The organism is Ruegeria sp. CE8 (genome assembly GCF_056537465.1).
In genome coordinates this window covers 117,126-138,309 of the sequence record NZ_JBQFRP010000010.1, presented here as the reverse complement: position 1 = coordinate 138,309, position 21,184 = coordinate 117,126, and the positions used below count along the sequence as shown (strand labels likewise).

Below are 21,184 nucleotides of genomic sequence, written 5' to 3'. Positions count from 1 at the left end.
GGGTATGAACGACAAGATGCCGATCCTGGAGGTCGAAGGGTTGAACACAACGTTCTATCGCAACGGACTGGCGCTGCCTGCTGTGCGGGACGTGAATTTTTCTGTCACACGCGGCGAAGTACTGGGATTGGTCGGTGAAAGTGGGTCAGGCAAAAGCGTTACCCTGAGATCGATCATGGGGCTTGCGCGTCGTTACGGGGACGTCTCTGGACAAGTACGTTGGCAGGGTCGTGATCTGGTGCCGATGCCGGATCGTGAACTCCGCCGTGTTCAGGGGCGCGAGATCGCGATGATCTTTCAGGAGCCGATGACCTCGCTCAACCCGCTACTGACTGTCGGCCTCCAGCTTGAGGAGACCTTGTGCACGCATACGGACCTCTCGCGCGCGGCCCGGCGCGACCGGGCTATCGAAATGCTGAACCTCGTTGGAATCCCCTCGGCCGCGGAACGTCTAAAAGACTATCCACATCAGTTTTCAGGCGGGATGCGGCAACGGGTGATGATTGCAATTGCACTGGCCGCCAATCCGAAACTTCTTTTGGCTGATGAACCGACAACCGCGTTGGACGTGACCATTCAGGCGCAGATCCTCGACCTGATCCTGCGTTTGGCGGAAGAGATGGATATGGGAGTGGTTTTGGTTACCCATGATCTGGGTGTGGTGGCCCAGACTTGTGACAGTGTTTCTGTCATGTATGCCGGGCGCATTGTGGAACAGGGGCCCGTGCGCGACGTGCTGCGTGCGCCGCGTCATCCTTACACCGTTGGCCTGATGCGGTCGGTGCCCCAGAATTTGCCGCCCCGAACGCCGCTCTATTCGATACCAGGCGTTCCCCCCAGTCTGGACACATTGCCGCCGGGGTGCGCTTTCGCACCTCGCTGCAGTTCCTGCATCGAAGCTTGCGTGCAGGACCGGCCTGACCTGTCGCACATCAATGACATGCGGCATGTGGCCTGTTTCAATCCTGTGATCAACGCCAAAGGAAATGCTGCATGATCACCGTTATGCAAATACGCGACCTGCATCTGCGGTTCCCTCTAAGTCGCAGCCTGGTGGACTACGCCTCGGGTCGGCCAGGCCGTGTGGTCAAAGCGTTGAACGGCATCAGCCTGGATTTGATCAAGGGTGAGGCATTGGGCGTTGTTGGCGAGTCCGGCTGCGGAAAGTCGACGCTGGCGCGCTGCATCGTGCGCCTGCATGCCCCCAGCGAAGGAACGATCGAATTCGAAGGTCAGGACGTTTTTGGCGAGCAGAACCGCTCTGACCGTACCTATAACCGGCGCGTCCAGATGATGTTCCAGGACCCATATTCTTCGCTAAACCCGCGCATGACGGCAGGCCAGATACTGGCCGAAGCGCTGAACGTTCACAATATGCGCCCAGAGGCCGAGATTCCGGCCCGGGTGGTTGAACTTCTTGATCTTGTTCGCCTTCCTCAGGATGCGCAGCACAAGCTTCCGCATGAGTTTTCCGGTGGGCAGCGCCAGCGCATCGCAATCGCGCGCGCGCTGGCGGTTGAGCCAGAAGTCCTGATTGCGGATGAGTTGGTTTCGGCGCTTGATGTTTCTGTCCAGGCCCAGGTTGTGAACTTGCTGCTGGAGCTGCAGGAAGAACTGGATCTGACGATCCTGTTCGTTGCCCATGATCTAAGGCTCGTTCGCCACGTTTCTAACAGGGTCGCTGTGATCTATCTGGGCCGGATCGTGGAAATTGGGGACAGCGAGACACTGTTCTCAGCTCCCGCACACCCTTACAGTCAGGCGCTTCTTTCTGCAGCCCCCACACTAAATCCCGATGATCGGGGTAATGTGGCTCGTCTCGAAGGAGAGTTGCCGTCACCCCTGAACATGCCCTCGGGTTGCCCATTCCATGTCCGGTGCCGCCACGCCACGGATGGCTGCAAACAAACGGTACCCGCACTGCTGCCCTTTGAAGGTCGTGGCGAAGTTGCCTGTCATCATGTCGAAGAGATAAATGCCCATGCTTGATGCCCCGGACCAGAAAACCACTGTCTCAGCTTTGTGTGAGGAACTGGCCAAACAAGGATTAGATGCGTTTATTTTGCCCCGTTATGATGCACATCAGGCAGAGTATGTTGCCCCACATGATGAACGTCTTGCCCACATAACAGGTTTCACCGGATCGGCGGGGATGGCAATTGTGACACCGGACACTGTCGCGATATTCGTTGATGGCCGCTATGTGGTGCAAGCCGCAAACCAATGCGCTGGTCCGGCCTTTTCCCACCATCACCTGCACAACGAGCCGCCGGAGAACTGGCTAGCATCAGTTGCGGTCACAAATTGGAAAATTGGCTATGATGCAATGCATCTACCGCCTGTTTGGTATGACCGATTTTTCACTGCGTTGGCGGGGACCGGGGCAGAGCTGGTCGCGACAGCGACCAACCCAGTCGACGCTGTCTGGCCTGATCAACCTGACCCTCCAATGGGGAAGATCGAACCCTTTCCATTGCAGTTTGCGGGTAAGAGTTCAGCGAAAAAAATATCGGATCTGGTCACGGAAATGCGCTTGCAAGGTGCGACGCTGCTGATTGAAACTCAGCCCGACAATATCGCATGGTTGCTGAATGTGCGCGGGTCTGATGTGGCCTTCAATCCGATACCGCATTCCTTTCTTCTCGCGGATGCATCGGGGCAGGTATTTTGGTTTGTGGCGGACCGAAAAATAGATGCGGACATTACCGACCATTTGCCCGATTTTGTTTGCTTGCTACCCATGGAAGCACTGCTGCCGACGCTTGCGGATAAGGTGCAAGCTGATCAGGGCGTCTTGTTCGATCCGGACTTCTCGCCGGAAGCCGTGCGATCCATTTTACGACAGAACGGTGCAAAGGAGCTAGCAAAAAGCAGCCTCATTGCATTGACGAAAGCCCGAAAGAACAAGTCCGAGATCGAAGGTTTGAAAGCCTGTCACATAGAAGACGGGATCGCCTGGACGGAGTTCTGCGCTTGGCTGGCACGTGAGGTGCCGGCCCGTGCGGCGTCAGGGCATCCAGTGACTGAGCGCGAGGCTGAGGAAAAAATCCTGTCCTTCCGGTGCCAGCAACCGGGCTTTATCTGCGAAAGCTTCAACACGATTTCTGCTGCTGCAGGCAATGCTGCCATGTGCCACTACGCGACAAGCCCGGACAATCAGGTGCCGATCCCACCGGATGGCACATATCTGCTGGATTCAGGCGGGCAGTATGAGACGGGAACGACGGATGCAACGCGCAGTATCGCTTTCGGGGCACACAGACCCGATGGGTATGACCGCGCTTATACCGCTGTTTTCAAAGCGTTCCATGCAATAGCGACCTTGCGTTTTCCCGCTGGTACACAAGGTCACCACATTGATGCGATATGCCGTCGGCCGTTATGGGATCTGGGGTTGGATTACGACCATGGGACCGGTCATGGAATTGGCCATCGGTTATCGGTTCACGAACATCCTCAACGCATTGGAAAACCTTACAACCCAGTGGACTTGGCACCGGGTATGATCTTGTCGATTGAGCCCGGATATTACGAAACGAACCGGTTTGGCATTCGCATTGAGAACCTGTTCGAAATTGTCCGGGCAGAAGATGGCTTTATGGAATTCTCGAACCTCACATGGATTCCAATCCAGACGGACATGTTGCTGCTCGACAAATTGAGTAATGCCGAGCGGACTTGGCTCAACACCTATCATGCGGAGATGAAACAGCGGATCGGTACTTATCTGTCATCCAACGCCCTGTCTTGGCTCGGCTCCACCAGTGGCTTGGTAATTTGATGGGATCAATATCGTCGGCACTGCCCGCAGCGCTGTACTCACCCTTCAGGCCATCCAGAACGATCTTTTTCTTTTCATCGGTTGAATACTGTTCGCGCGTTGCGCGACAGGCGTCATTTACAACTTTCTCGCCGTTCGACGCACAAACAGTAATCTGCATTTACCTGATCAAGAGCTTTCAGGCACCCGAACCCAAACCTCAACGCGACGATTGCTGGCCCGGCCTTCATCAGTGTCATTGCAATCGAGCGGCATCTGTTCACCGAAACTGAGTGCCTGAATGTTAAAGCCGCTCAGCCCATCGGCGGCAAACTCATTTGCAAGCACCTCTCGCACAGCCTCGGCGCGTTGTTGCGCAAGCCGCGTATTCTGCCCCGCATCACCCACACTATCGGCAAAACCGACAAGTAGGAGTTCCAGCCCGTCAAATTCGCTGTTGCGCAGCCGGTCTGCCAGATCGCGGATGTTCAGCACCGACTCCGCATCCAGGTTGCTGGAGGCATTGTCAAAGCGAAACGTGATCGACAGGCGGTCCGCACGGCGTAGCTCTTGCATCATTGACGAAAACTCATCCCCGCTGAAATCCGGTTCCACGGCAGCGGCGTGGATGAGCGCGATGCCCATGTCCTGAATCTTCATGCGTTGAAGTCGGGCGCTTGCAAAGCCAGTATCCTCAAGCACGGATTGCGCAGCATCTGTCTGCGTCCATTTAAGGAAATCACCGGCAACCGGGTGCAGGTTCTCTTCTGCGGCATATGCAAGGACAGGGCGCGACAATGGATAGTTGTTGATCCTCAGATCGAAATTGGACGGTTCAGACATAAGCCCACAGGCTTTACGAATGGACATCATGTCGGCCCCGTCCCGCTGTACCTGCACGCGATCAATAAGACCAAGCGCCGTGCGGTCTGCGCGGACCGAGCTGATCAAGTCCTGCGCACTTGGATGAAATACCGTATCTGCAGCCAGCGGGCCATCGGGGCTGCCGGAGACCTTCTGATAAAAGAGCGCCGGTTTATCCCCTTCCAGCAAGTGTAGTGTGACTGGCGAATTGCCCCCGCCCAGGTTTTCCCAGGACCGCAGATCACCGGACAAAATGGCCGCGATTTCTTCTATGCTCAGGTCGCGGACAGGGTTCTTGTCACCGGCAATCAGAACGCGACTGTCCAGTGCAAGCAAGAACTCCCGCTCTGTACTTGCAGCCGCGTTGATCCGTTGGTCTGTGATCGTGATGTCCGGTGCGAAGACGGCATCGGCCGCGCTGGCAGGCTGCATGTCTATCTCGGCAACCACGGAACCGTCCTCACCGCTCAGAAGAGTGATAACAGACCGACCTGGGGATTGCTCCTCAATCAGATATCGAAGACCACGCTCGAGCGCATATTCGCTCAGCAATGCGGGCATCATCAAGTCCACAGCGTTGGATCCGCCAAGCACTGCGATCTTCGGATCATAGAGTTTCAGATCCGGGCAGGCGGCACCAACGCAGTCTACCCGATCAGTGGAAAGTTGAAAGCTGCCGAGCGGGGTCTCAATGACGTAGTAGCTGTCGCTGTAATCAACCAGCTCCCCCATAACCTCGGTGTCATCGCTCCGGGAGACCAATGTCACTCGTGTGTCGACAACTTCTTTTTCAGGTTCCGCTTCCGCGATAGTCCCGTCAGCTCCGGGACAGCCTGTTCCGGAACACGTGAGCATCGCAGCATAAAGTGTCAGTATTCCCAACTCTGTCTGAAGAACATAGGTGGCGCCATCATACTCCAGAATTACGCCTCGGACGCTTGTGCCTCCGTCATGAGTGGTCAGTTCTACTTCGTTGGCCGTTTGCGCGTTTGCCTCTATTGCAAAAGCAGATGCGAACATGCTGGCAACCACAAACAATTGTCTGGAATTGTGTGCCAGAAACGATTTTGAAATCCGGGAAGCATGAGACATCTGATTTCACTCCAAATTCACCTGGTGGGTTCGCCGAAGAACCGGGTGGCTGGGGATTGGGTTGCTCCCGCTACAGCCTCCCGACGGATGCCTTCAGTTCGAAGAGGACTGCGTTGTGTAAAGGGCAACGGCCTCATTCATGCGCTGCAGCAGCGGTTCACTGTCGCGTGCAAGAACTGATAGATCGCGATCTGACAGCACTTCACCGTTCACCGCGCGTTCCAGCAGGCTTTTCACCGGATTCCACAGCTCTTCGACTTCGCGCAGTTTTCGGGAGATTTCAGGTGTTGGCGGGGCAATGACGCCAATATCGTCAAAACCGTCCTGCAGCGCTGACAGCGAGGTATCAAAAAGTTCAACCGTATCCGCCAAACGCGCCGCCTGCTCAGACGGGTCTTCAACCGCCTGCATCAGACAGGCCTCTTTTACTGCTTTTTGGGTCAGCATGCGCTGACGCCCGGCGATATCAACGGTGATGGCCAGGTTCAGAGAAACCGACGCGGTTTCAGAGGCATAGGCCCGTGCCATTTTGTAGACAGCGATATTCATGAACTTCAGCACCCGTAGGCTTGCGCTGTCGAGTTCATCCAACTCTGCATTGGCAATAGTGGCGTTGTCGATGCCGGCTTCAATGATCGCCTTATAAGCGGCCCAATGTGAATCAATTGCCCCCAATGCGCTGATGACTGTGTCATTGCTTTCAGCATCCAGACCCAAATCTGAGTCCCCGTTGCGCAATCCCTGGTCCGATTGCAAAAAAAGATCAAAGGCCTGAGTCATTTGGTCAAATGACGTGTTGAAACCCACATCCCGCGCCATCAGGCAGGCGGCTTTGGTTATGCGTTGGGTTAGCATTCGTTGACGGCCGGCGATGTTCACGCGATGTGTGACCTGATCCACACTTGTGCTGTCCTGTGCAATCGAAGTCTGCGGGGCAACTGTTGCGCAGACCAAGAAGGTTGCGGTCAGAACCATTCTGATCATTTTTGTTTCCTTTTGTACTGAGAGTTGGCTGTCTCAGGTCGTTTTGTTGGGGTCACCTGTACATAATGACGGCTTCGTTCATCGTGCGCAGAAGAGGTTCAGTTTCCCTCGCAAGAGCTGCGAGATCCCGGTCCGTCAGTTGTTCTTTGGCAACCGCGCGATCGAGGATCGCTTTCACGGGCGCCCAAAGATCGGATACTTCTCTTAGTTTTCGGGAAAGCTCTGGGTTGGATGGAGGAATAACGCCTGCGGACGGAAAGCCTTCCAGAAGGGCCACTAGTGAGTGGTCAAACAGATCCACTGTCTTCGCCAGCCGAGCGGCCTGGACCTTGGGGTCAGTTGCGACACGCATCAGGCAGGCTTCCTTCACAGCCTTTTGTGTCAGCATACGCTGACGCCCGGCGACATTGATTGTCATCGCAAGGCCCAGCGGAACGTCTGGGGTTGCAGAAGCATATGCTTGCGCGGTGGTGTAAACCGCTGAATTCATAAACTCGAGCACATTGAGACTTGCGTTGTCGAGTACTTCGAGATCCGCACTTTCGATCGCTGCGTTTTCGATCCCGGCGTCAACAATGTTCCGATAGACTGTCCAGTGCGAGTCAATCTCTTCCAGCGCAGCCAGCACAGCGCTGAAGCTTTCCGGGGCCAGCCCGAATTCCGGGTCTCCTCTCCGCAAGGCGCTGTCTGAACGAATGAACAAACTGTATGCCTGGGTCAGCTGGTCATAAGCCGTGGTTGTGCTGATGTCCTGAGCCATCAGGCAGGCCGCCTTTGCCATTCGCTGCGACAACATCCGCTGGCGTCCCGCGATGTTGATCCGGTTTGCAGCCTGTGCAGCAGAATCTGCCGGCACTGTCGTGGATTGCGCAAACAAACCTGTCGGAGCAACCAGCACCAAAGCGATCGCAAGCACATTTCTTAACATTATAGGGCCTCCGGATTTACCGGTTGGGGTCTCGACTCAACCCATCATCTTGTGACGAGCGTGCTTTCTGGGTTGAGCGAAATATACAGCCCTAGGGTGATTCACCTTGACCTAGATCATTAAATGGTGGTGAACCCATTAATCGGTTTACCTTTTTTGCATCTTGGTCTGTGCAGTTACAAAACTTTGGACGCGCCAGGTTTGAGGGTCATTTCGCTAATACCATGGAGCGGCTGTTGACCTCGCGATTTCCGCGTAAGTGGCGCGGATACAAATCCCATCTTTTAGCAAGGATCGTCACCGTTTCCCGCGATGGACCTTTGGTCAACTTGTCTGGTTGCACATGCGATCCGATTAGAGCTAGCGCGACGTAGTGCAAAGATTGCTAGAGCGCAGGATAAATGTCCCATACAAACGATACTCCTGCCACTCTACAAATTGCAGGCCATGTCAGGCTGATTTTGAGAAGGACGGGAAGATCATTAGGTCGGAAACATCTTAACCAGCTAGCACGGGCGTCTGGTCTGGTTCGCCATATTGAGCGCGATATTCAGCGCCGTTGATCTTGGCACCTTCGAACGGATCCTAGGCCAGGCCCGTTGATCAAGCAGTGACTTACGATAAAAACCCAATCCTCCATCGTGACGAGTCAGCGGCAGCAATGCATAATGGCATTGAAGCGGTGAACTTGATCCGAAAGGGTCAACTCACTTTTGAGATCTTTCTCTTCAATCATACGCTGTTGCCGTCACCGACCGCCGGAGATATGCGCCGTGGCTTCAATTTCGATCAGAGCTTCATCCTCGACCAGATCCTTGACAATCAGCAAGGACATGGCCGGAAAATGCTTGCCCAACACCCTGCGGTACGCCTGACCGACTTCGCGTTGTTTTGCCAGGTATTCATCCTTGTCCTTAACGAACCAGGTCAAGCGTGCGATATCCGTTGATTTGCCTCCGGCGGCTTCGACCACGGCGACGATATTGCGCAAGGTCTGCTCCATTTGCCCGATAAAGTCCTTGGATTCGAATTCCTTGTTTGCGTTCCAGCCGATCTGGCCGCCAACATGAAGCGTTCCGTTCTCGGCCAGCATGCCGTTTGCGTAGCCAAGTGCGGGGGCCCATCCGTCGGGGTGAATTTCTTTCAGGTTCATCTTTTGTCTCTTCCGCTTGGTTTCGGGCAGTGTGTGCAAGAGGGCCGAAGCTGGCGCGCCGATCTCAGGTTACGCGCGATCTCAGTTGGTATTTCGGGTCTCGCCAGAGCTCGTTTTGAATCACGGTCTCGATGATTTTCGCAGCGGCGACGACATCGTCTACGTTCAGGTAGAGCGGGGTGAAACCGAACCGCATGATGTCCGGTGACCGGAAATCGCCGATCACGCCTCTGTCTATCAGCGCCTGCATGGAAGGATAGCCGTGCTCGTAAGCAAACGAGACCTGCGAGCCGCGTTCGGACGGATCACGTGGCGAGGCCAGTTGCAGCTGCGGGCAGCGGTCCTCGACCTCGGCAATGAACCTTTCGGACAGGGCGACCGAGGCCATGCGTAAGTCCTGCAAATCCACGTCTTCCCAGATCTGCAGAGCCTCATCCAGTATCGATAGCTGAACCACAGGAGGCGTACCAACACGCAAACGTTCGGTCGACATTGCCGGGCGGTACTGTGGGTCCATGGCAAACGGAGCCTCATGCCCCATCCACCCCGCAAGCGCGGGCTGTACCGTTTCAACGAGGTCAGGCCGCACATAGATGAACGCCGGAGCACCGGGGCCGCCATTTAGGTACTTGTAGGTACAGCCCGTCGCAAATTCGGCCTTGCTGGCGATCAGATTGACGGGAAACGCGCCTGCGCTGTGGGCAAGATCCCAGATCATGACCGCTCCGGCCTCATGGGCGCAGCGGGTGATCTCGATCATGTCGTGCTTGCGACCTGTGCGAAAATCCACTTCGGTCAGCATGACCACGGCCACGTCTTTGTTGATGGCGTCCGCGACATCTTCCGGTGCCGTGGTGCGCAGTTCGTACCCTTTGTCGATGGTTTCGATCAGCCCCTGCGCCATATAGAGATCAGTTGGAAAATTGCCATCATCCGACAATATGACACGCCTTTCAGGGCGCATTTTCAAAGCGGCGGCCAGTGCCTGATATTCCTTGATCGACAACGTGTCGCCAGTTGCGACCGATCCCGCTGGCGCACCGATCAGCCGGGCAATCTTATCGCCAACCCTCTGGGGCAGAGATATCCAGTCGGCCGTGTTCCACGCTTTGATCAACTCCTGTCCCCATTCGGACCGAATGGTTGCCAGCGCGCGGTCTGCCGCCGTTTTGGGAAGCGGGCCGAGAGAGTTTCCGTCGAGGTAAATTACGTCGTCCGGAATATCGAACAGATGCTTTCGGTAAACGGTGTTTTCGGGCATCTCAAAGCTCTCCGCGCAAGTGCCAGAGTTCCGGGAAGAGCTCAACGCTGAGCATTCGACGCAGGTATTCCACGCCGGATGTCCCGCCCGTCCCGCGCTTGAATCCTATCACCCGCTCAACAGTGGTGACGTGGTTGAAGCGCCAGCGCCTGAAGTAGTCCTCGAGATCGACAAGCTTTTCGCCGAGTTCATACAGAGTCCAGTAGGTGTCTACGTCCTCGTAAACCTGCCTCCACTTGGCCTGTACCTCGGGCAGGGGGGTATGTGGCGAATTCAGCTGCGGTTCCGGGATTTTCGCGTCGGGCCCGTCGATAGTGGTGAACAACAACCGGATGACATCGTCATAGAAGCTCGGACGGGCCAGTTCTGTGCTGAGTATTTCACGCACTTCCGCATTATGCTCGTGCGGTTTGAGCATGTTGGGGTTTCTGTTGCCCAGAACGTATTCGATCATTCGGTACTGATAGGATTGAAATCCCGACGACGGACCAAGCGCCTCGCGAAACCTGGTGTAGTCGGCGGGCGTCATCGTGCGCAGAACGTCCCATGCATTGTTGAGCTGCTCGAAAATTCGCGACACACGCGCCAGCATTTTGAACATGTGGGACATGTTTCCTGCGTTCAACGCGTCTCGGGCTACGGACATTTCATGAAGGGCCAGCTTCATCCAAAGCTCGCTGGTCTGATGCTGAATGATGAACAGCATCTCGTCATGGGCGTTTGACAACGGGCATTGTTGATTCAACAGGTTGTCCAGCTTCAGGTAGTCGCCATAAGACATAGCGTCCTTGAAGCGCATCTTTGCTCCTTCCGAGCCCGGATCATATGGCTGCGCGCTCATGACTTTTCCTTCAATCTGAAACGCTGGATTTTTCCCGTTTCGGTTTTCGGCAAAGTCTGCGCAAAGACGATCGAACGGGGGTATTTGAATGGGGCGATGGATGCTTTGACGTGGTCCTGCAACGCTTTGACCATGTCCTCGTCGGGGTTGTGGCCGGATGAGAGAACGACATGCGCCTGAACGATTGCACCGCGGGCTTCGTCAGGGAACCCGATGACGGCGCATTCGGCGACTGCTTCGTGGCTAAGCAAGGCCGCTTCAACTTCGGGACCGGCAATATTGTATCCCGATGAAACGATTATGTCGTCGTTCCGGGCGGCAAAATGAAAATACCCGTCCTGATCACGGTAAAAGGCATCGCCCGACACGTTCCAACCGTCCTGGACGTATTCCTTCTGGCGTTCGCCTCTCAGGTACCGGCATCCGGTTGGACCACGTATCGCAAGGCGGCCGACCTCACCAACGGGCACCTCCTTGCCGTCGTTGTCGATAATTTTGGCCACATATCCCGTGACCGGTTTGCCCGTGCAGGCCGGTTTGTGGTCTTCAAAACGGTTGGTGACAAAGATATGCAACATCTCGGTTGCACCAATTCCGTCGAGCATTGGCTTGCCCGTTTTCGCAATCCAGTCGTCGTAGACCGGACCGGGCAAGGTCTCACCTGCGGAAACGGCCGCACGCAAAGAGGAAAGATCGGCCCCTTCATCCATGGCCCGCATCATGGCCCGGTAGGCCGTTGGGGCGGTGAAGCAGATCGTTGCCCCATATTGTTCGATAACGTCCACCATGTTCGGCGGCGAGGCATTCTCCAAAAGTGTCGCTGTCGCCCCGAAACGCAGCGGGAAAACGGCCAACCCGCCCAGTCCAAAGGTAAAAGCCAGCGGCGGCGATCCTATGAAGACATCCTCTGGCGTGACGTTCAGCACTTCTTTTGCATAGCCGTCGGCGATGATCAGCAGATCGCGGTGAAAGTGCATCGTGCCCTTGGGTTCACCGGTTGATCCCGATGTGAACCCGATCAGTGCAACATCATCCTGTGCCGTCTCTACCGCGTCGAAAGTCACAGGTTTTTCCAGTGCCAGACGATCCAGTTCGGCATCATGATTTGCAGTACCGTCAAACCCCACAACGGTTTTGAGGAATTTGCTGCCCTTGGCGCAGGCGGTCATTTCATCCATCAGACGGGTGTCGCACAACGCGTGGGTCACCTCGGCCTTGTCTACATATTTCGCCAGTTCCGCCGCCCGCAGCATCGGCATTGTATTGACCACCACTGCGCCCGCCTTGGTGGCGGCCAGCCAGCAGGCAACCATGGCCGGGTTGTTGGCGGACCGGATCAAAACGCGGTTGCCTGGCTTTACGCCAAGATCACTCACCAGGGCATGAGCCAGACGGTTGGTCCAGTCCATCAGCTCTTTATACGTGCGGCGGCGACCATTGCCGATCAACGCCGTATGATCACCGAAACCCTTTGCAACCATGGCATCCGTCAACTCGACCGCCGCGTTCAGACGATCGGGATAGTCAAAACCGTCCAGCAGCAATTCCGGCCATGTGTCGGTTTCCGGCAGGTTGTCGCGGGTAAACGTGTCGGTATGAGCTGAATCCCTGAGCATGATCATACTCCGTGGTTTGCGTTGAGCGCCTGACGTGCGATGACGACGCGCTGAACGTCTGAGGCACCTTCGTAGATCCGAAGGGCGCGGATATCGCGATAGAGCTTCTCGACGGGTTCGTCGGCCTTCACGCCGTCTCCGCCGTGCAGCTGAACTGCCTTGTCGATCACGACCTGTGCCTGATCCGTTGCGAACAACTTGGCCATAGCGGCTTCGCGCGTTACTCTCGGTGCTCCGCTATCCTTGGTCCAGGCGGCGCGATAGACCAGCAGTGCAGCAGCATCGACATCCAGCGCCATGTCAGCAACGTGACCCTGCACCATCTGCAGATCGAACAGCGGTGCGCCCTGAAGGTGGCGGGTGGCGACCCGGCTCAGGGTTTCGTCCAGGGCACGGCGTGCAAATCCCAGCGCGGCGGCTGCCACGGTGGTCCGGAACACGTCCAGAACCGACATGGCAATCTTGAACCCTGAGCCTCGTTCCCCGATGAGAGCAGAGGAGGGGATGCGACAATCCGTGAATCTGAGCCTTGCAAGCGGATGAGGCGCGATTGTCTCAAGACGCTCAACTACCTCGAACCCCGGTATTCCAGCGGGAACAATAAAGGCGGAAAGACCTTTGGCACCCGGTGCTTCGCCGGTGCGGGCAAAGAGGGTATAGACGTCGGCAATTCCCCCATTGGAAATCCACGTCTTTTCGCCGTTGAGAATGAAGTCATCGCCATCCTGCACGGCCGTCATGGTCGAACTGGCAACATCGGACCCGGACTGAGGTTCTGTCAGCGCAAATGCCGAGATCGCCTGACCCGCACGGGTCTGGGACAACCATTCGGATTGCTGGGCCTTGGTGCCGAACAGCGATATCGCGCCGGTTCCAAGTCCCTGCATGGCAAAGGAAAAATCAGCCAACCCATCGTGCCGGGCCAATGTCTCACGAATGAGGCACAGGCTCCGGACGTCAAGCATTGCACCGCCTTCGGGATCAACGGCAGTATGTTCCAGCCAACCGTCGCGCCCCAATGCCGTGACCAGATCGCGACAGGCCTGATCCGTGTCAGAGTGATCGATACCCGCCAATTCGGTCGCCGCCCAACCCTCCAGGTGCGCGGCCAGATCCCGGTGACGGTCCTCAAAAAACGGCCAGTTGAGAAAGCTCTTGTCCGGCATCAGTTACCCTCGAATACAGGTTTTTCCTTGGCCACAAACGCATTGTAGGCGCGGTGAAAATCCTGACCTTGCATACAAATTGCTTGCGCCTGCGCTTCGGCTTCGATCGCTTGCTCAATCGACATCGACCATTCCTGCGCCAACATCGTTTTTGTTATCATGTTCGCGAAACCCGGCCCGTCAGCGATCCGGCGTGCCAGATCGTTTGCCGTGTCCAGCAACTGGTCCTGCGGCACGACCCGGTTGAAGTATCCCCAGGCCGCGCCTTCTTCGGCGGTCATCGAGCGGCCCAGATACAGTAGTTCGGCGGCGCGGCCCTGGCCGATGATCCGGGGCAGGATGGCGCAAGCCCCCATATCGCAGCCCGCCAGACCCACACGGTTGAACAGAAAAGCGGTTTTTGCCTCGGGCGTGGCGATCCTGAGATCCGACGCCATGGCGATGATGGCACCAGCCCCTGCGCTGATACCGTCAACGGCCGCAATGATCGGCTTGCCGCAATTCACCATTGCCTTTATCAGATCTCCGGTCATCCGGGTGAAGGCCAGCAGCTCTTTCATGTTCATTTTGGTCAGCGGGCCAATGATTTCGTGAACATCCCCGCCAGAGCTGAAATTCCCGTCGTTGGGCGCAAAAATGACGGCCTTGACGGTGTCGCTGTAGTGCAGGTCACGGAACCAGTCCCGCAGTTCGGCATAGCTGTCAAAAGACAGGGGGTTCTTTCGCTCCGGTCGGTTCAGCGCCACAGTGGCGATACCGTCGGAAATTTCACATCTGAAATGCGTCACCTCGCTGCGCATTGATCTCTCCCTGTCATATTTCTCCACCCGAAATGCTGAGCGCGTGCCCGTTGACCGATCGTGCGGCATCCGAGCAAAGCCACATTGCCGTTCCGGCCACCTCGTCGGTCTGGACAAACCGTTTCTGCGGGTTATTGCGCCAAAGCGACTCGGCGGCTTGTTCCGAAGTCATGCCGGTCTTTTCGGTAATGTTGGCTATGCTCCGGTCCAGCATCGGTGTTTCGATGAAACCTGGGCAAATCGCATTCACTGTTATGCCCGACGATGCCAATTCCAGAGACAGCGCACGGGTTAGCCCCACAACGCCGTGCTTGGCAGCGCAGTATCCCGACACGTACGAGTATCCCTTAAGGCCAGCCGTTGAGGCAATGGCAATCATCCGACCCCAGCCCGCAGCTTTCATGTCGGGCAATGCGGCCTGCCATACGTTGAAGACGCCGGTCAGGTTGACGCCCAGCATGGTGTTCAAGTCATCCGGCGACATTTTCTCGAAAGGCACCGAAAGCGCAGCCCCGGCATTTGCCACGACGACTGCGATATCGCCGTGCTCGGCCCGTGCGGTGTCAAAGGCAGAAGAAACAGAGGCAGGATCGGTGACATCGCAAACCTGCCAGGACAGCCCCTGAGCCTGCAGTTGTTGCTGACCGCGGCCCATGATTGTGACCTTGGCGCCGGCCTGCGCGAACGCGCGCGCCGTTTCGGCGCCGACACCGGATCCGCCGCCCGTCACGATGACATGTTTCCCCGAAATCGTCATACCTTACCCAAAACCTCTGCTTCGCGATCCGCCAGTCGCCAGCTTTGATCCCGACCCGCCAGGTACGGGAGCGGCCAATCCGCGTGGCGATCACCGATTGAGGCACCCGCATGCAGCGTCCAGTAGGGGTCAGCCAGATGCGGGCGGGCCAGACACACAAGATCCGCGCGCCCGGCCATCAGGATCGAATTCACGTGATCGGGTTCATAGATGTTGCCGACGGCCATGGTCCGGATGCCGGTTTCGTTGCGAATGCGGTCCGAAAAAGGTGTCTGGAACATCCGTCCATATACCGGTTTTGCGTCAATGGTGGTCTGACCAGCGGACACGTCAATGATATCAGCGCCTGCGTCTTGGAAGGCGCGGGCAATTTCGACCGCTTCCTCGGGGGTGACACCGTCTTCGCCGACCCAATCATTGGCTGAAATTCGGACCGCCATGGGCTTTTCAGAAGGCCAGGCCGCCCGCATCGAGGCAAATACCTCAAGCGGGTAGCGTAGCCGGTTTTCCAGAGACCCGCCGTACTCGTCCGTGCGTGTGTTGGCCACCGGGGAGATGAAAGAGGATATCAGATACCCGTGCGCCGCATGCAGCTCAATCATATCAAAGCCCGCGCGGTCAGCCATTTTGGCGGATGCCGCAAACTGTGCCGTGACCTCATCCATGTCGGCGCGCGTCATCGCACGGGGTGTTGCGTTGTCGGGCGACCACGGAATCTCGGAAGCAGAGATCAGGTCCCAGTTTCCGTTGCCGAGGGGCTTATCCATCCCCTCCCAGCCCAGATTGGTTGAACCCTTGCGACCGGAATGGCCGATCTGGCAACAGATCTTGGCCTCAGTCTCGTGGTGCACAAAGTCGGTGATCCGCTTCCATGCGGCTTCATGCTCGTCTTTGTACAGACCGGGGCATCCCGGCGTGATGCGGCCAGTGTCGGATACGCAGGTCATCTCGGTATAGACAAGCCCTGCGCCCCCTTTTGCCCGTTCGCCCAGATGCACAAGATGCCAGTCGGTCGGCGATCCATCGACAGCCTTGTATTGTGCCATGGGCGATACGACGATCCGGTTCTGCAGCTCCATGTCCCGCAACTTGTAGGGTGCGAACATCGGGGCACGTACTGGTGCATCCTCGGCGACGCCAGCCTGTGTCTGGAACCAGCGCTCAGCCGATTCCAGCCATTTCGGATCCCGCAGGCGCAGGTTTTCGTGACTGATGCGCTGCGACCGCGTCAGCAGAGAATAGTTGAACTGAACCGGATCGAGGTCCAGATACCGTTCCACATCTTCAAACCATTCCAGCGAGTTGCGGGCGGCGGATTGCAGGCGCAATACTTCCAGACGACGCTCTTCCTGATAGCGTTGGAAGGCCGCCTCCATCGACGGTTCGGAATGCAGGTAGTTGGCGAGGGCAATTGCGCTGTCAAACGCCAGTCGAGAGCCCGAGCCGATCGAAAAATGTGCGGTCGCGGAAGCATCGCCCAGCAGGACGACATTGTCATGATACCATTTCTCGCAAAGTATCCGCGGGAAGTTCATCCAGACGGCCGATCCGCGCAGGTGATCTGCGTTGGACATCAGTGCGTGGCCATCAAGATGCGCGGCAAACACATCCTGACAGGTGGCGATGATCTCTTCTTTCGACATGGCCTCAAAATCGAACCGGTCCCAGGTGTCTTGCGCGCATTCTACGATGAATGTCGCTGTGTCATCATCGAACTGATAGACATGCCCCCAGATCCAGCCGTGCTCAGTCTTTTCGAAAATGAAGGTAAAGGCGTCGTCGAATTTCTGATGGGTGCCCAGCCAGATGAATTTACAAGCCCGCACATCGACGTCGGGTTTGAAATGTTCTGCGAAGGCAGTGCGGGTCTGTGAGTTGATGCCATCGCAAGCTACAACGAGATCGTAGTCATCCTTGAATTCTGCCGCGGTTCCGAACTCAGCCTCGAATCGCAGATCGACGCCCAATTCCCGCGCGCGGTCCTGTAGCAGGATCAGCATCTGCTTTCGGCCTATGCCGGCAAAACCGTGCCCGCCGGATACGGTGCGGACGCCATCATGCACGACGGCAATGTCATCCCAATAGGCAAAGTTTTCACGGATCGCCTGCGCGCTTTTGGGGTCGTTTTCCTGTAGGTTTTCAAGGGCGTCATCAGACAACACTACGCCCCAGCCAAACGTGTCGTTTGACCGGTTGCGCTCGAACACCACGACTTCATGCGATGGATCGCGCAGCTTCATGGAAATCGCAAAATACAGACCCGCCGGCCCGCCCCCTAAACAGGCAATCTTCATGTGTGCCTCCATCCGAAATCAGGGCTTCATTTTGAATACATCCTAGGTTGTTTCCTTATTTGCTTCAAGCTTGAATATTTAAGTTTGAAGTATTATGGTCTCACTAACCTGATCCGCACCAGAGAAAGTCCGACTTAATGACCCCTTTTGCGATTGGCATGCAGCCCGCATGCCCACTTTGCAGCCCCTCACAGCTGACAATTTTTCTCGTTTGGGGTGGGGAGTGCATGATCCGCTCTGCTAGTCCCGAGGTGGTTGATAGCTGTAAGATTCGAACCCTGAATTCGGGCAGAAACCTCAACAGGGTGCGGGCATTCAAATGACAAACGAAGCGGGAATTGATTGGACCGAAGCGTTCGCAAATGCCGATTTCATTCCGGACGGGATGGCGTACCCGGTGCGCTGGAAAAGGCGGGCCGCCGAGTTCCGAATCACGGCGGGTAATGCGCAACTAAACATCGCCTATGGTGCACACCCACGCGAAAAGCTGGATCTTTTCCTTCCAGCGGGTAAGGCACGCGGGTTGGCCGTGATCGTGCACGGCGGGTACTGGCTGAGATTTGACAAGTCGGATTGGTCCCATCTGGCCCAAGGCGCCTTAGAGCACGGCTGGGCAGTTTGCCTGCCAAGTTACGTTCTTGCTCCTGAAGCCGAGATACCGGAAATCACGCGCCAAATTGCAAACGCAATAACCGAGGCGGCACAGCGCATAGATGGACCGATCTGCCTGTCTGGGCATTCTGCGGGTGGCCAGCTTGTAACCCGGATGATGTGCGAGAATTCACCGCTGCGGGCCAACGTGTCCGCGCGCATCAAGCGTGTTGTGTCTATCAGTGGTCTTCATGATCTGCGGCCATTGAAGCTGAGCCAGATGAACAGCCAGCTTGGCCTGACGGACAAAACTGCCGCCGCGGAAAGCGCGGTTCTGAGCACCCCCAGGGCAGGGTCTGATCTGGTGTGCTGGGTTGGCAATGACGAGCGGCCTGAGTTCCTACGGCAATCGGCGTTGCTGGCAGAGCGCTGGCGGTCCGTCGGCATAAACACGCGGCTTCACGTCGAGGTCGGGCGCCACCATTTCGATGTCATCGACGACCTCACTGACCCCGAAAGCATGCTGGTCAAAACCCTTATCGGAGAACGGTCATGACGGTTACGCTTACAAAACGCGGCACGATCGGGGTTGTGACAATCGACAACCCGCCGGTAAACGCGCTTGGTCAGAGTGTGCGGCAAGGTTTGCTGGATGCCTTGCGTGAAACCGAGAACGACCCGACCGTGCAGGCCGTTGTGCTGGCTTGCTCCGGGCGTACCTTTGTCGCGGGCGCAGACGTAAGAGAGTTTGGCAAACCGCCTGTCGGCCCTCTGCTGCCGGATGTTCTCAGGGCTATTGAAGTGGCCGAAAAGCCATGGGTCGCCGCGTTGCACGGCACGGTTTTGGGGGGCGGGCTGGAACTGGCAATGGCCTGTCATTCGCGTATCGCCATGGAAGATACGCTTCTTGGATTGCCTGAAGTCAATCTGGGTCTCATCCCCGGTGCCGGAGGCACTGTGCAACTACCGCGCCTGGTTCCGGCAGAACTGGCGCTCGACATGATATCCGGTGGTAAACCCATCAAGGCGCAGAAAGCCTTGGGCGCCGGTCTGATTGATGCGCTAGCCGGGGAGGGCCTTTTGGAAGATGCAGTGGAGCTTGCTCGCGCAAAAGGCGCGTCTGGCGACCACCAGTCAACTCTGAATCGCCCGGTGATTATGGTGTCGGATAGGGCGGCGTTTGAGAGCAAAATAGAGAAGATCGAAAATAAGGCCCGTGGCCAGCTGTCTCCGGTGGCTGCAGCGTCTGCTGTTAGGGATGCGCTGGACCTATCAGCAGACGCAGCGCTGACGAAGGAGCGCGAGACCTTCCTGCGGCTCAAGGAGTCTCCGCAATCAAACGCGTTGCGATATATGTTCTTTGCTGAACGCGATGCCGGTCGGTTGAGTCGCCTGAAGGGCTTGACGAAAAAGGAAATCAAAACCGTTGGCGTTGTTGGCGGCGGAACAATGGGAGCCGGGATCGCTGCGGCCTGTCTTCTGGCCGGGTTAAATGTAACGATGGCCGAGCGCGACGCAAGCGCGGCCCAGGCGGGCGCGGATCGCGTGGTGGGAATCCTGTCGGGCAGTCTGAAGCGTGGATTGATTTCCCAAAGCCGGCTTGAATGGCTTGAGCGGAACTTTCGATCGACCACCAGCTATACCGATTTCGCGACTGCGGACTTGGTGATTGAGGCCGTGTTTGAGGACATGGAGGTCAAGAAGTCTGTCTTTGCTGACCTTGCCGCCGTTGCCCGACCCGATGCGATCCTCGCCTCGAACACGTCCTATCTGGACGTGAACGAAATCGCTCGATCCGTCGGCCACCCGGAACGGGTGATCGGGCTGCATTTCTTCTCTCCGGCTCATATCATGAAACTGCTTGAAATCGTTGCCCCCGATCAGGTGTCGGATGCGGTTCTGGCCAGTTGCATCGGGTTTGGAAAACAGCTGGGCAAGATCTGCGTCACGTCCGGCGTTTGCGACGGGTTTATTGCCAACCGGATTATGTCATCCTATCGCCGCGAGTGTGAGTACATGTTGGAAGATGGTGCACTGCCTTGGGAAATCGACGCTGCAATGGTCGAGTTTGGGCTGCCGATGGGTGTTTTCCAGATGCAGGATCTGGCGGGGTTGGATATCGCGTGGGCGATGCGCAAGCGGCAGGCGGCAACGCGCGATCCGGATCTGAGATATGTCGAGATCGCGGACAGGATTTGTGAAAAGGGTTGGTTTGGGCAAAAGACCGGCCGTGGCTGGTACATCTATAACGGCAAACAGCGATCGCCCAATCCTGAGGTGGAAGAACTGGTTGTTTCAGCGTCCAGCCGCAAAGGGATCACCCGTCGGAAAATGAGCGCTGAGCACATCATGGGTCGCATACTTGAGCGTATGCAGGCTGAAGGGCAGGCCATTCTTGATGAGGGGATCGCCCGGTGTGCGCAGGATATTGATGTTGCCATGGTGAATGCGTTTGGCTTCCCCAGATGGAAAGGGGGACCTATGTTTATCGCGGAAAACCGGCGGCCTAGCGGATCATAATCGAAAGGTTTGCCGAAAAGCGTGGCATTGGCGCTGGTCAGTGATCACGCTCGACCTTGTGCAACAGGTCCCGAACCAAATCCAGATCGCTGTCATCAAGGCCGCTGAACAGCGAATTGACCTCGGCCTCATGCGCGCGGGCCATATCTTCAAACTTGTTCCGCCCGGACTCCGTGAGCGCCACAAGCACGCTGCGGCGGTCATCCGGGCTTTGCCAGCGTTGGGCCAACCCGTCACTTTCCATCCGCTCAACGATCGCCGTGACATTGCCGTTTGACACCAGCAATAGCTTTCCTAGCTCGCTCATTTTCATCGGCTTGTTGTGGCGATACAAAGCGGCCGCAACATCGAAGCGAGGCAGCGTGGTGTCGTGTTGCGTTCTTAGGAATTCCCGCAAGTGGTTTTCTGTTGCGCGCGTTGCTCGCAGGAGTCTGATCCAGGCTCTGAGACGCCGTCTTGCCAGTTCATCTTTGTCACTCATTGACCGGAAGGCCCCATTTCAAGAAAGTCACGCGATGTTAAGTCGCTTTGCAAAATCGATCTTAGACGATGGTTCT

The 21,184-nt window shown here is 56.7% G+C and carries 17 protein-coding genes; 5 read left to right on the top strand and 12 right to left on the bottom strand.

The window, feature by feature from the left end; genetic code table 11:
- Positions 1–4 precede the first annotated feature (4 nt).
- Genes ACR0AA_RS16380 through ACR0AA_RS16370 form a run of 3 tightly spaced genes read left to right on the top strand, consistent with a single transcriptional unit; the run spans position 5 to position 3,781 of the window.
- On the top strand, positions 5–997 hold the full coding sequence (locus ACR0AA_RS16380; RefSeq protein ID WP_480663650.1) for an ABC transporter ATP-binding protein: 993 nt from the start codon (positions 5–7) through the stop codon (positions 995–997).
- Entirely contained in the window at positions 994–1,989 is a 996-nt protein-coding gene (locus tag ACR0AA_RS16375) for an ABC transporter ATP-binding protein (RefSeq protein ID WP_480663652.1), read from the top strand. Before ACR0AA_RS16380 ends, ACR0AA_RS16375 begins: the two co-directional genes overlap by 4 nt.
- The gene (locus ACR0AA_RS16370) at positions 1,976–3,781 is read left to right on the top strand and encodes an aminopeptidase P family protein (RefSeq protein WP_480663654.1); all 1,806 of its coding nucleotides are present in this window, start codon (positions 1,976–1,978) and stop codon (positions 3,779–3,781) included. Before ACR0AA_RS16375 ends, ACR0AA_RS16370 begins: the two co-directional genes overlap by 14 nt.
- Positions 3,782–3,949: 168 nt before the next feature.
- On the opposite strand, the gene ACR0AA_RS16365 is transcribed toward ACR0AA_RS16370, so the two are convergent.
- The 11 genes from ACR0AA_RS16365 to ACR0AA_RS16315 all read right to left on the bottom strand — a co-directional run bounded on the left by ACR0AA_RS16365 (position 3,950) and on the right by ACR0AA_RS16315 (position 17,516).
- Positions 3,950–5,644, bottom strand: coding sequence for a phosphate ABC transporter substrate-binding/OmpA family protein (locus ACR0AA_RS16365; protein ID WP_480756454.1), 1,695 nt, complete (start codon positions 5,642–5,644; stop codon positions 3,950–3,952).
- A 165-nt stretch (positions 5,645–5,809) separates the two neighbouring features.
- Positions 5,810–6,700 (bottom strand): type IV pili methyl-accepting chemotaxis transducer N-terminal domain-containing protein, encoded by an 891-nt coding sequence (locus tag ACR0AA_RS16360; RefSeq protein ID WP_480756453.1) that lies wholly within the window; start codon positions 6,698–6,700, stop codon positions 5,810–5,812.
- A 52-nt stretch (positions 6,701–6,752) separates the two neighbouring features.
- On the bottom strand, positions 6,753–7,628 hold the full coding sequence (locus ACR0AA_RS16355; protein WP_480663660.1) for a type IV pili methyl-accepting chemotaxis transducer N-terminal domain-containing protein: 876 nt from the start codon (positions 7,626–7,628) through the stop codon (positions 6,753–6,755).
- Between the two features lie 748 nt (positions 7,629–8,376).
- Positions 8,377–8,781 carry a RidA family protein gene (locus ACR0AA_RS16350; protein ID WP_480663663.1) on the bottom strand — a complete coding sequence of 135 codons (405 nt, stop codon included), beginning with the start codon at positions 8,779–8,781 and terminating at the stop codon, positions 8,377–8,379.
- 64 nt (positions 8,782–8,845) lie between these two features.
- Entirely contained in the window at positions 8,846–10,042 is a 1,197-nt protein-coding gene (gene kynU, locus ACR0AA_RS16345; protein WP_480756452.1) for a kynureninase, read from the bottom strand.
- A 1-nt stretch (position 10,043) separates the two neighbouring features.
- Positions 10,044–10,883 (bottom strand): tryptophan 2,3-dioxygenase, encoded by an 840-nt coding sequence (locus ACR0AA_RS16340; protein ID WP_480663666.1) that lies wholly within the window; start codon positions 10,881–10,883, stop codon positions 10,044–10,046.
- On the bottom strand, positions 10,880–12,499 hold the full coding sequence (locus ACR0AA_RS16335) for an AMP-binding protein (protein WP_480663668.1): 1,620 nt from the start codon (positions 12,497–12,499) through the stop codon (positions 10,880–10,882). The genes ACR0AA_RS16340 and ACR0AA_RS16335 overlap by 4 nt, the downstream gene beginning before the upstream one ends.
- 2 nt (positions 12,500–12,501) lie before the next feature.
- On the bottom strand, positions 12,502–13,665 hold the full coding sequence (locus tag ACR0AA_RS16330; protein ID WP_480663670.1) for an acyl-CoA dehydrogenase family protein: 1,164 nt from the start codon (positions 13,663–13,665) through the stop codon (positions 12,502–12,504).
- Positions 13,665–14,465: an enoyl-CoA hydratase family protein gene (locus ACR0AA_RS16325; protein WP_480663672.1), complete on the bottom strand. Its 801-nt coding sequence runs from the start codon at positions 14,463–14,465 to the stop codon at positions 13,665–13,667. The genes ACR0AA_RS16330 and ACR0AA_RS16325 overlap by 1 nt, the downstream gene beginning before the upstream one ends.
- Positions 14,466–14,478: 13 nt before the next feature.
- Positions 14,479–15,222, bottom strand: a complete 744-nt coding sequence (locus ACR0AA_RS16320; protein WP_480663674.1) for an SDR family NAD(P)-dependent oxidoreductase — start codon at positions 15,220–15,222, stop codon at positions 14,479–14,481.
- On the bottom strand, positions 15,219–17,516 hold the full coding sequence (locus ACR0AA_RS16315) for a bifunctional salicylyl-CoA 5-hydroxylase/oxidoreductase (RefSeq protein WP_480663676.1): 2,298 nt from the start codon (positions 17,514–17,516) through the stop codon (positions 15,219–15,221). The genes ACR0AA_RS16320 and ACR0AA_RS16315 overlap by 4 nt, the downstream gene beginning before the upstream one ends.
- A 319-nt stretch (positions 17,517–17,835) precedes the next feature.
- Here ACR0AA_RS16315 and ACR0AA_RS16310 point away from each other — a divergent pair, with 319 nt between their 5' ends.
- Together ACR0AA_RS16310 and ACR0AA_RS16305 are read left to right on the top strand one after the other, a co-directional pair.
- Entirely contained in the window at positions 17,836–18,663 is an 828-nt protein-coding gene (locus ACR0AA_RS16310; RefSeq protein ID WP_480663678.1) for an alpha/beta hydrolase, read from the top strand.
- Complete coding sequence (locus ACR0AA_RS16305; protein WP_480756451.1) at positions 18,660–20,627, top strand: 3-hydroxyacyl-CoA dehydrogenase NAD-binding domain-containing protein; 1,968 nt, start codon at positions 18,660–18,662, stop codon at positions 20,625–20,627. Before ACR0AA_RS16310 ends, ACR0AA_RS16305 begins: the two co-directional genes overlap by 4 nt.
- A gap of 37 nt (positions 20,628–20,664) precedes the next feature.
- Here ACR0AA_RS16305 and ACR0AA_RS16300 read toward each other — a convergent pair whose 3' ends face one another.
- On the bottom strand, positions 20,665–21,108 hold the full coding sequence (locus tag ACR0AA_RS16300; RefSeq protein WP_480756450.1) for a MarR family winged helix-turn-helix transcriptional regulator: 444 nt from the start codon (positions 21,106–21,108) through the stop codon (positions 20,665–20,667).
- Positions 21,109–21,184: the final 76 nt, after the last annotated feature.

Coding starts and splice junctions, on each gene's coding strand:
- ACR0AA_RS16305 (WP_480756451.1), top strand. CDS start 18,660: ATGACGGTTACGCTTACAAAACGCGGCACGATCGGGGTTGTGACAATC.
- ACR0AA_RS16300 (WP_480756450.1), bottom strand. CDS start 21,108: ATGAGTGACAAAGATGAACTGGCAAGACGGCGTCTCAGAGCCTGGATC.
- ACR0AA_RS16380 (WP_480663650.1), top strand. CDS start 5: ATGAACGACAAGATGCCGATCCTGGAGGTCGAAGGGTTGAACACAACG.
- ACR0AA_RS16370 (WP_480663654.1), top strand. CDS start 1,976: ATGCCCATGCTTGATGCCCCGGACCAGAAAACCACTGTCTCAGCTTTG.
- ACR0AA_RS16320 (WP_480663674.1), bottom strand. CDS start 15,222: ATGACGATTTCGGGGAAACATGTCATCGTGACGGGCGGCGGATCCGGT.
- kynU (WP_480756452.1), bottom strand. CDS start 10,042: ATGCCCGAAAACACCGTTTACCGAAAGCATCTGTTCGATATTCCGGAC.
- ACR0AA_RS16365 (WP_480756454.1), bottom strand. CDS start 5,644: ATGTTCGCATCTGCTTTTGCAATAGAGGCAAACGCGCAAACGGCCAAC.
- ACR0AA_RS16355 (WP_480663660.1), bottom strand. CDS start 7,628: ATGTTAAGAAATGTGCTTGCGATCGCTTTGGTGCTGGTTGCTCCGACA.
- ACR0AA_RS16335 (WP_480663668.1), bottom strand. CDS start 12,499: ATGCTCAGGGATTCAGCTCATACCGACACGTTTACCCGCGACAACCTG.
- ACR0AA_RS16330 (WP_480663670.1), bottom strand. CDS start 13,665: ATGCCGGACAAGAGCTTTCTCAACTGGCCGTTTTTTGAGGACCGTCAC.
- ACR0AA_RS16310 (WP_480663678.1), top strand. CDS start 17,836: ATGACAAACGAAGCGGGAATTGATTGGACCGAAGCGTTCGCAAATGCC.
- ACR0AA_RS16325 (WP_480663672.1), bottom strand. CDS start 14,465: ATGCGCAGCGAGGTGACGCATTTCAGATGTGAAATTTCCGACGGTATC.
- ACR0AA_RS16340 (WP_480663666.1), bottom strand. CDS start 10,883: ATGAGCGCGCAGCCATATGATCCGGGCTCGGAAGGAGCAAAGATGCGC.
- ACR0AA_RS16350 (WP_480663663.1), bottom strand. CDS start 8,781: ATGAACCTGAAAGAAATTCACCCCGACGGATGGGCCCCCGCACTTGGC.
- ACR0AA_RS16315 (WP_480663676.1), bottom strand. CDS start 17,516: ATGAAGATTGCCTGTTTAGGGGGCGGGCCGGCGGGTCTGTATTTTGCG.
- ACR0AA_RS16360 (WP_480756453.1), bottom strand. CDS start 6,700: ATGATCAGAATGGTTCTGACCGCAACCTTCTTGGTCTGCGCAACAGTT.
- ACR0AA_RS16375 (WP_480663652.1), top strand. CDS start 994: ATGATCACCGTTATGCAAATACGCGACCTGCATCTGCGGTTCCCTCTA.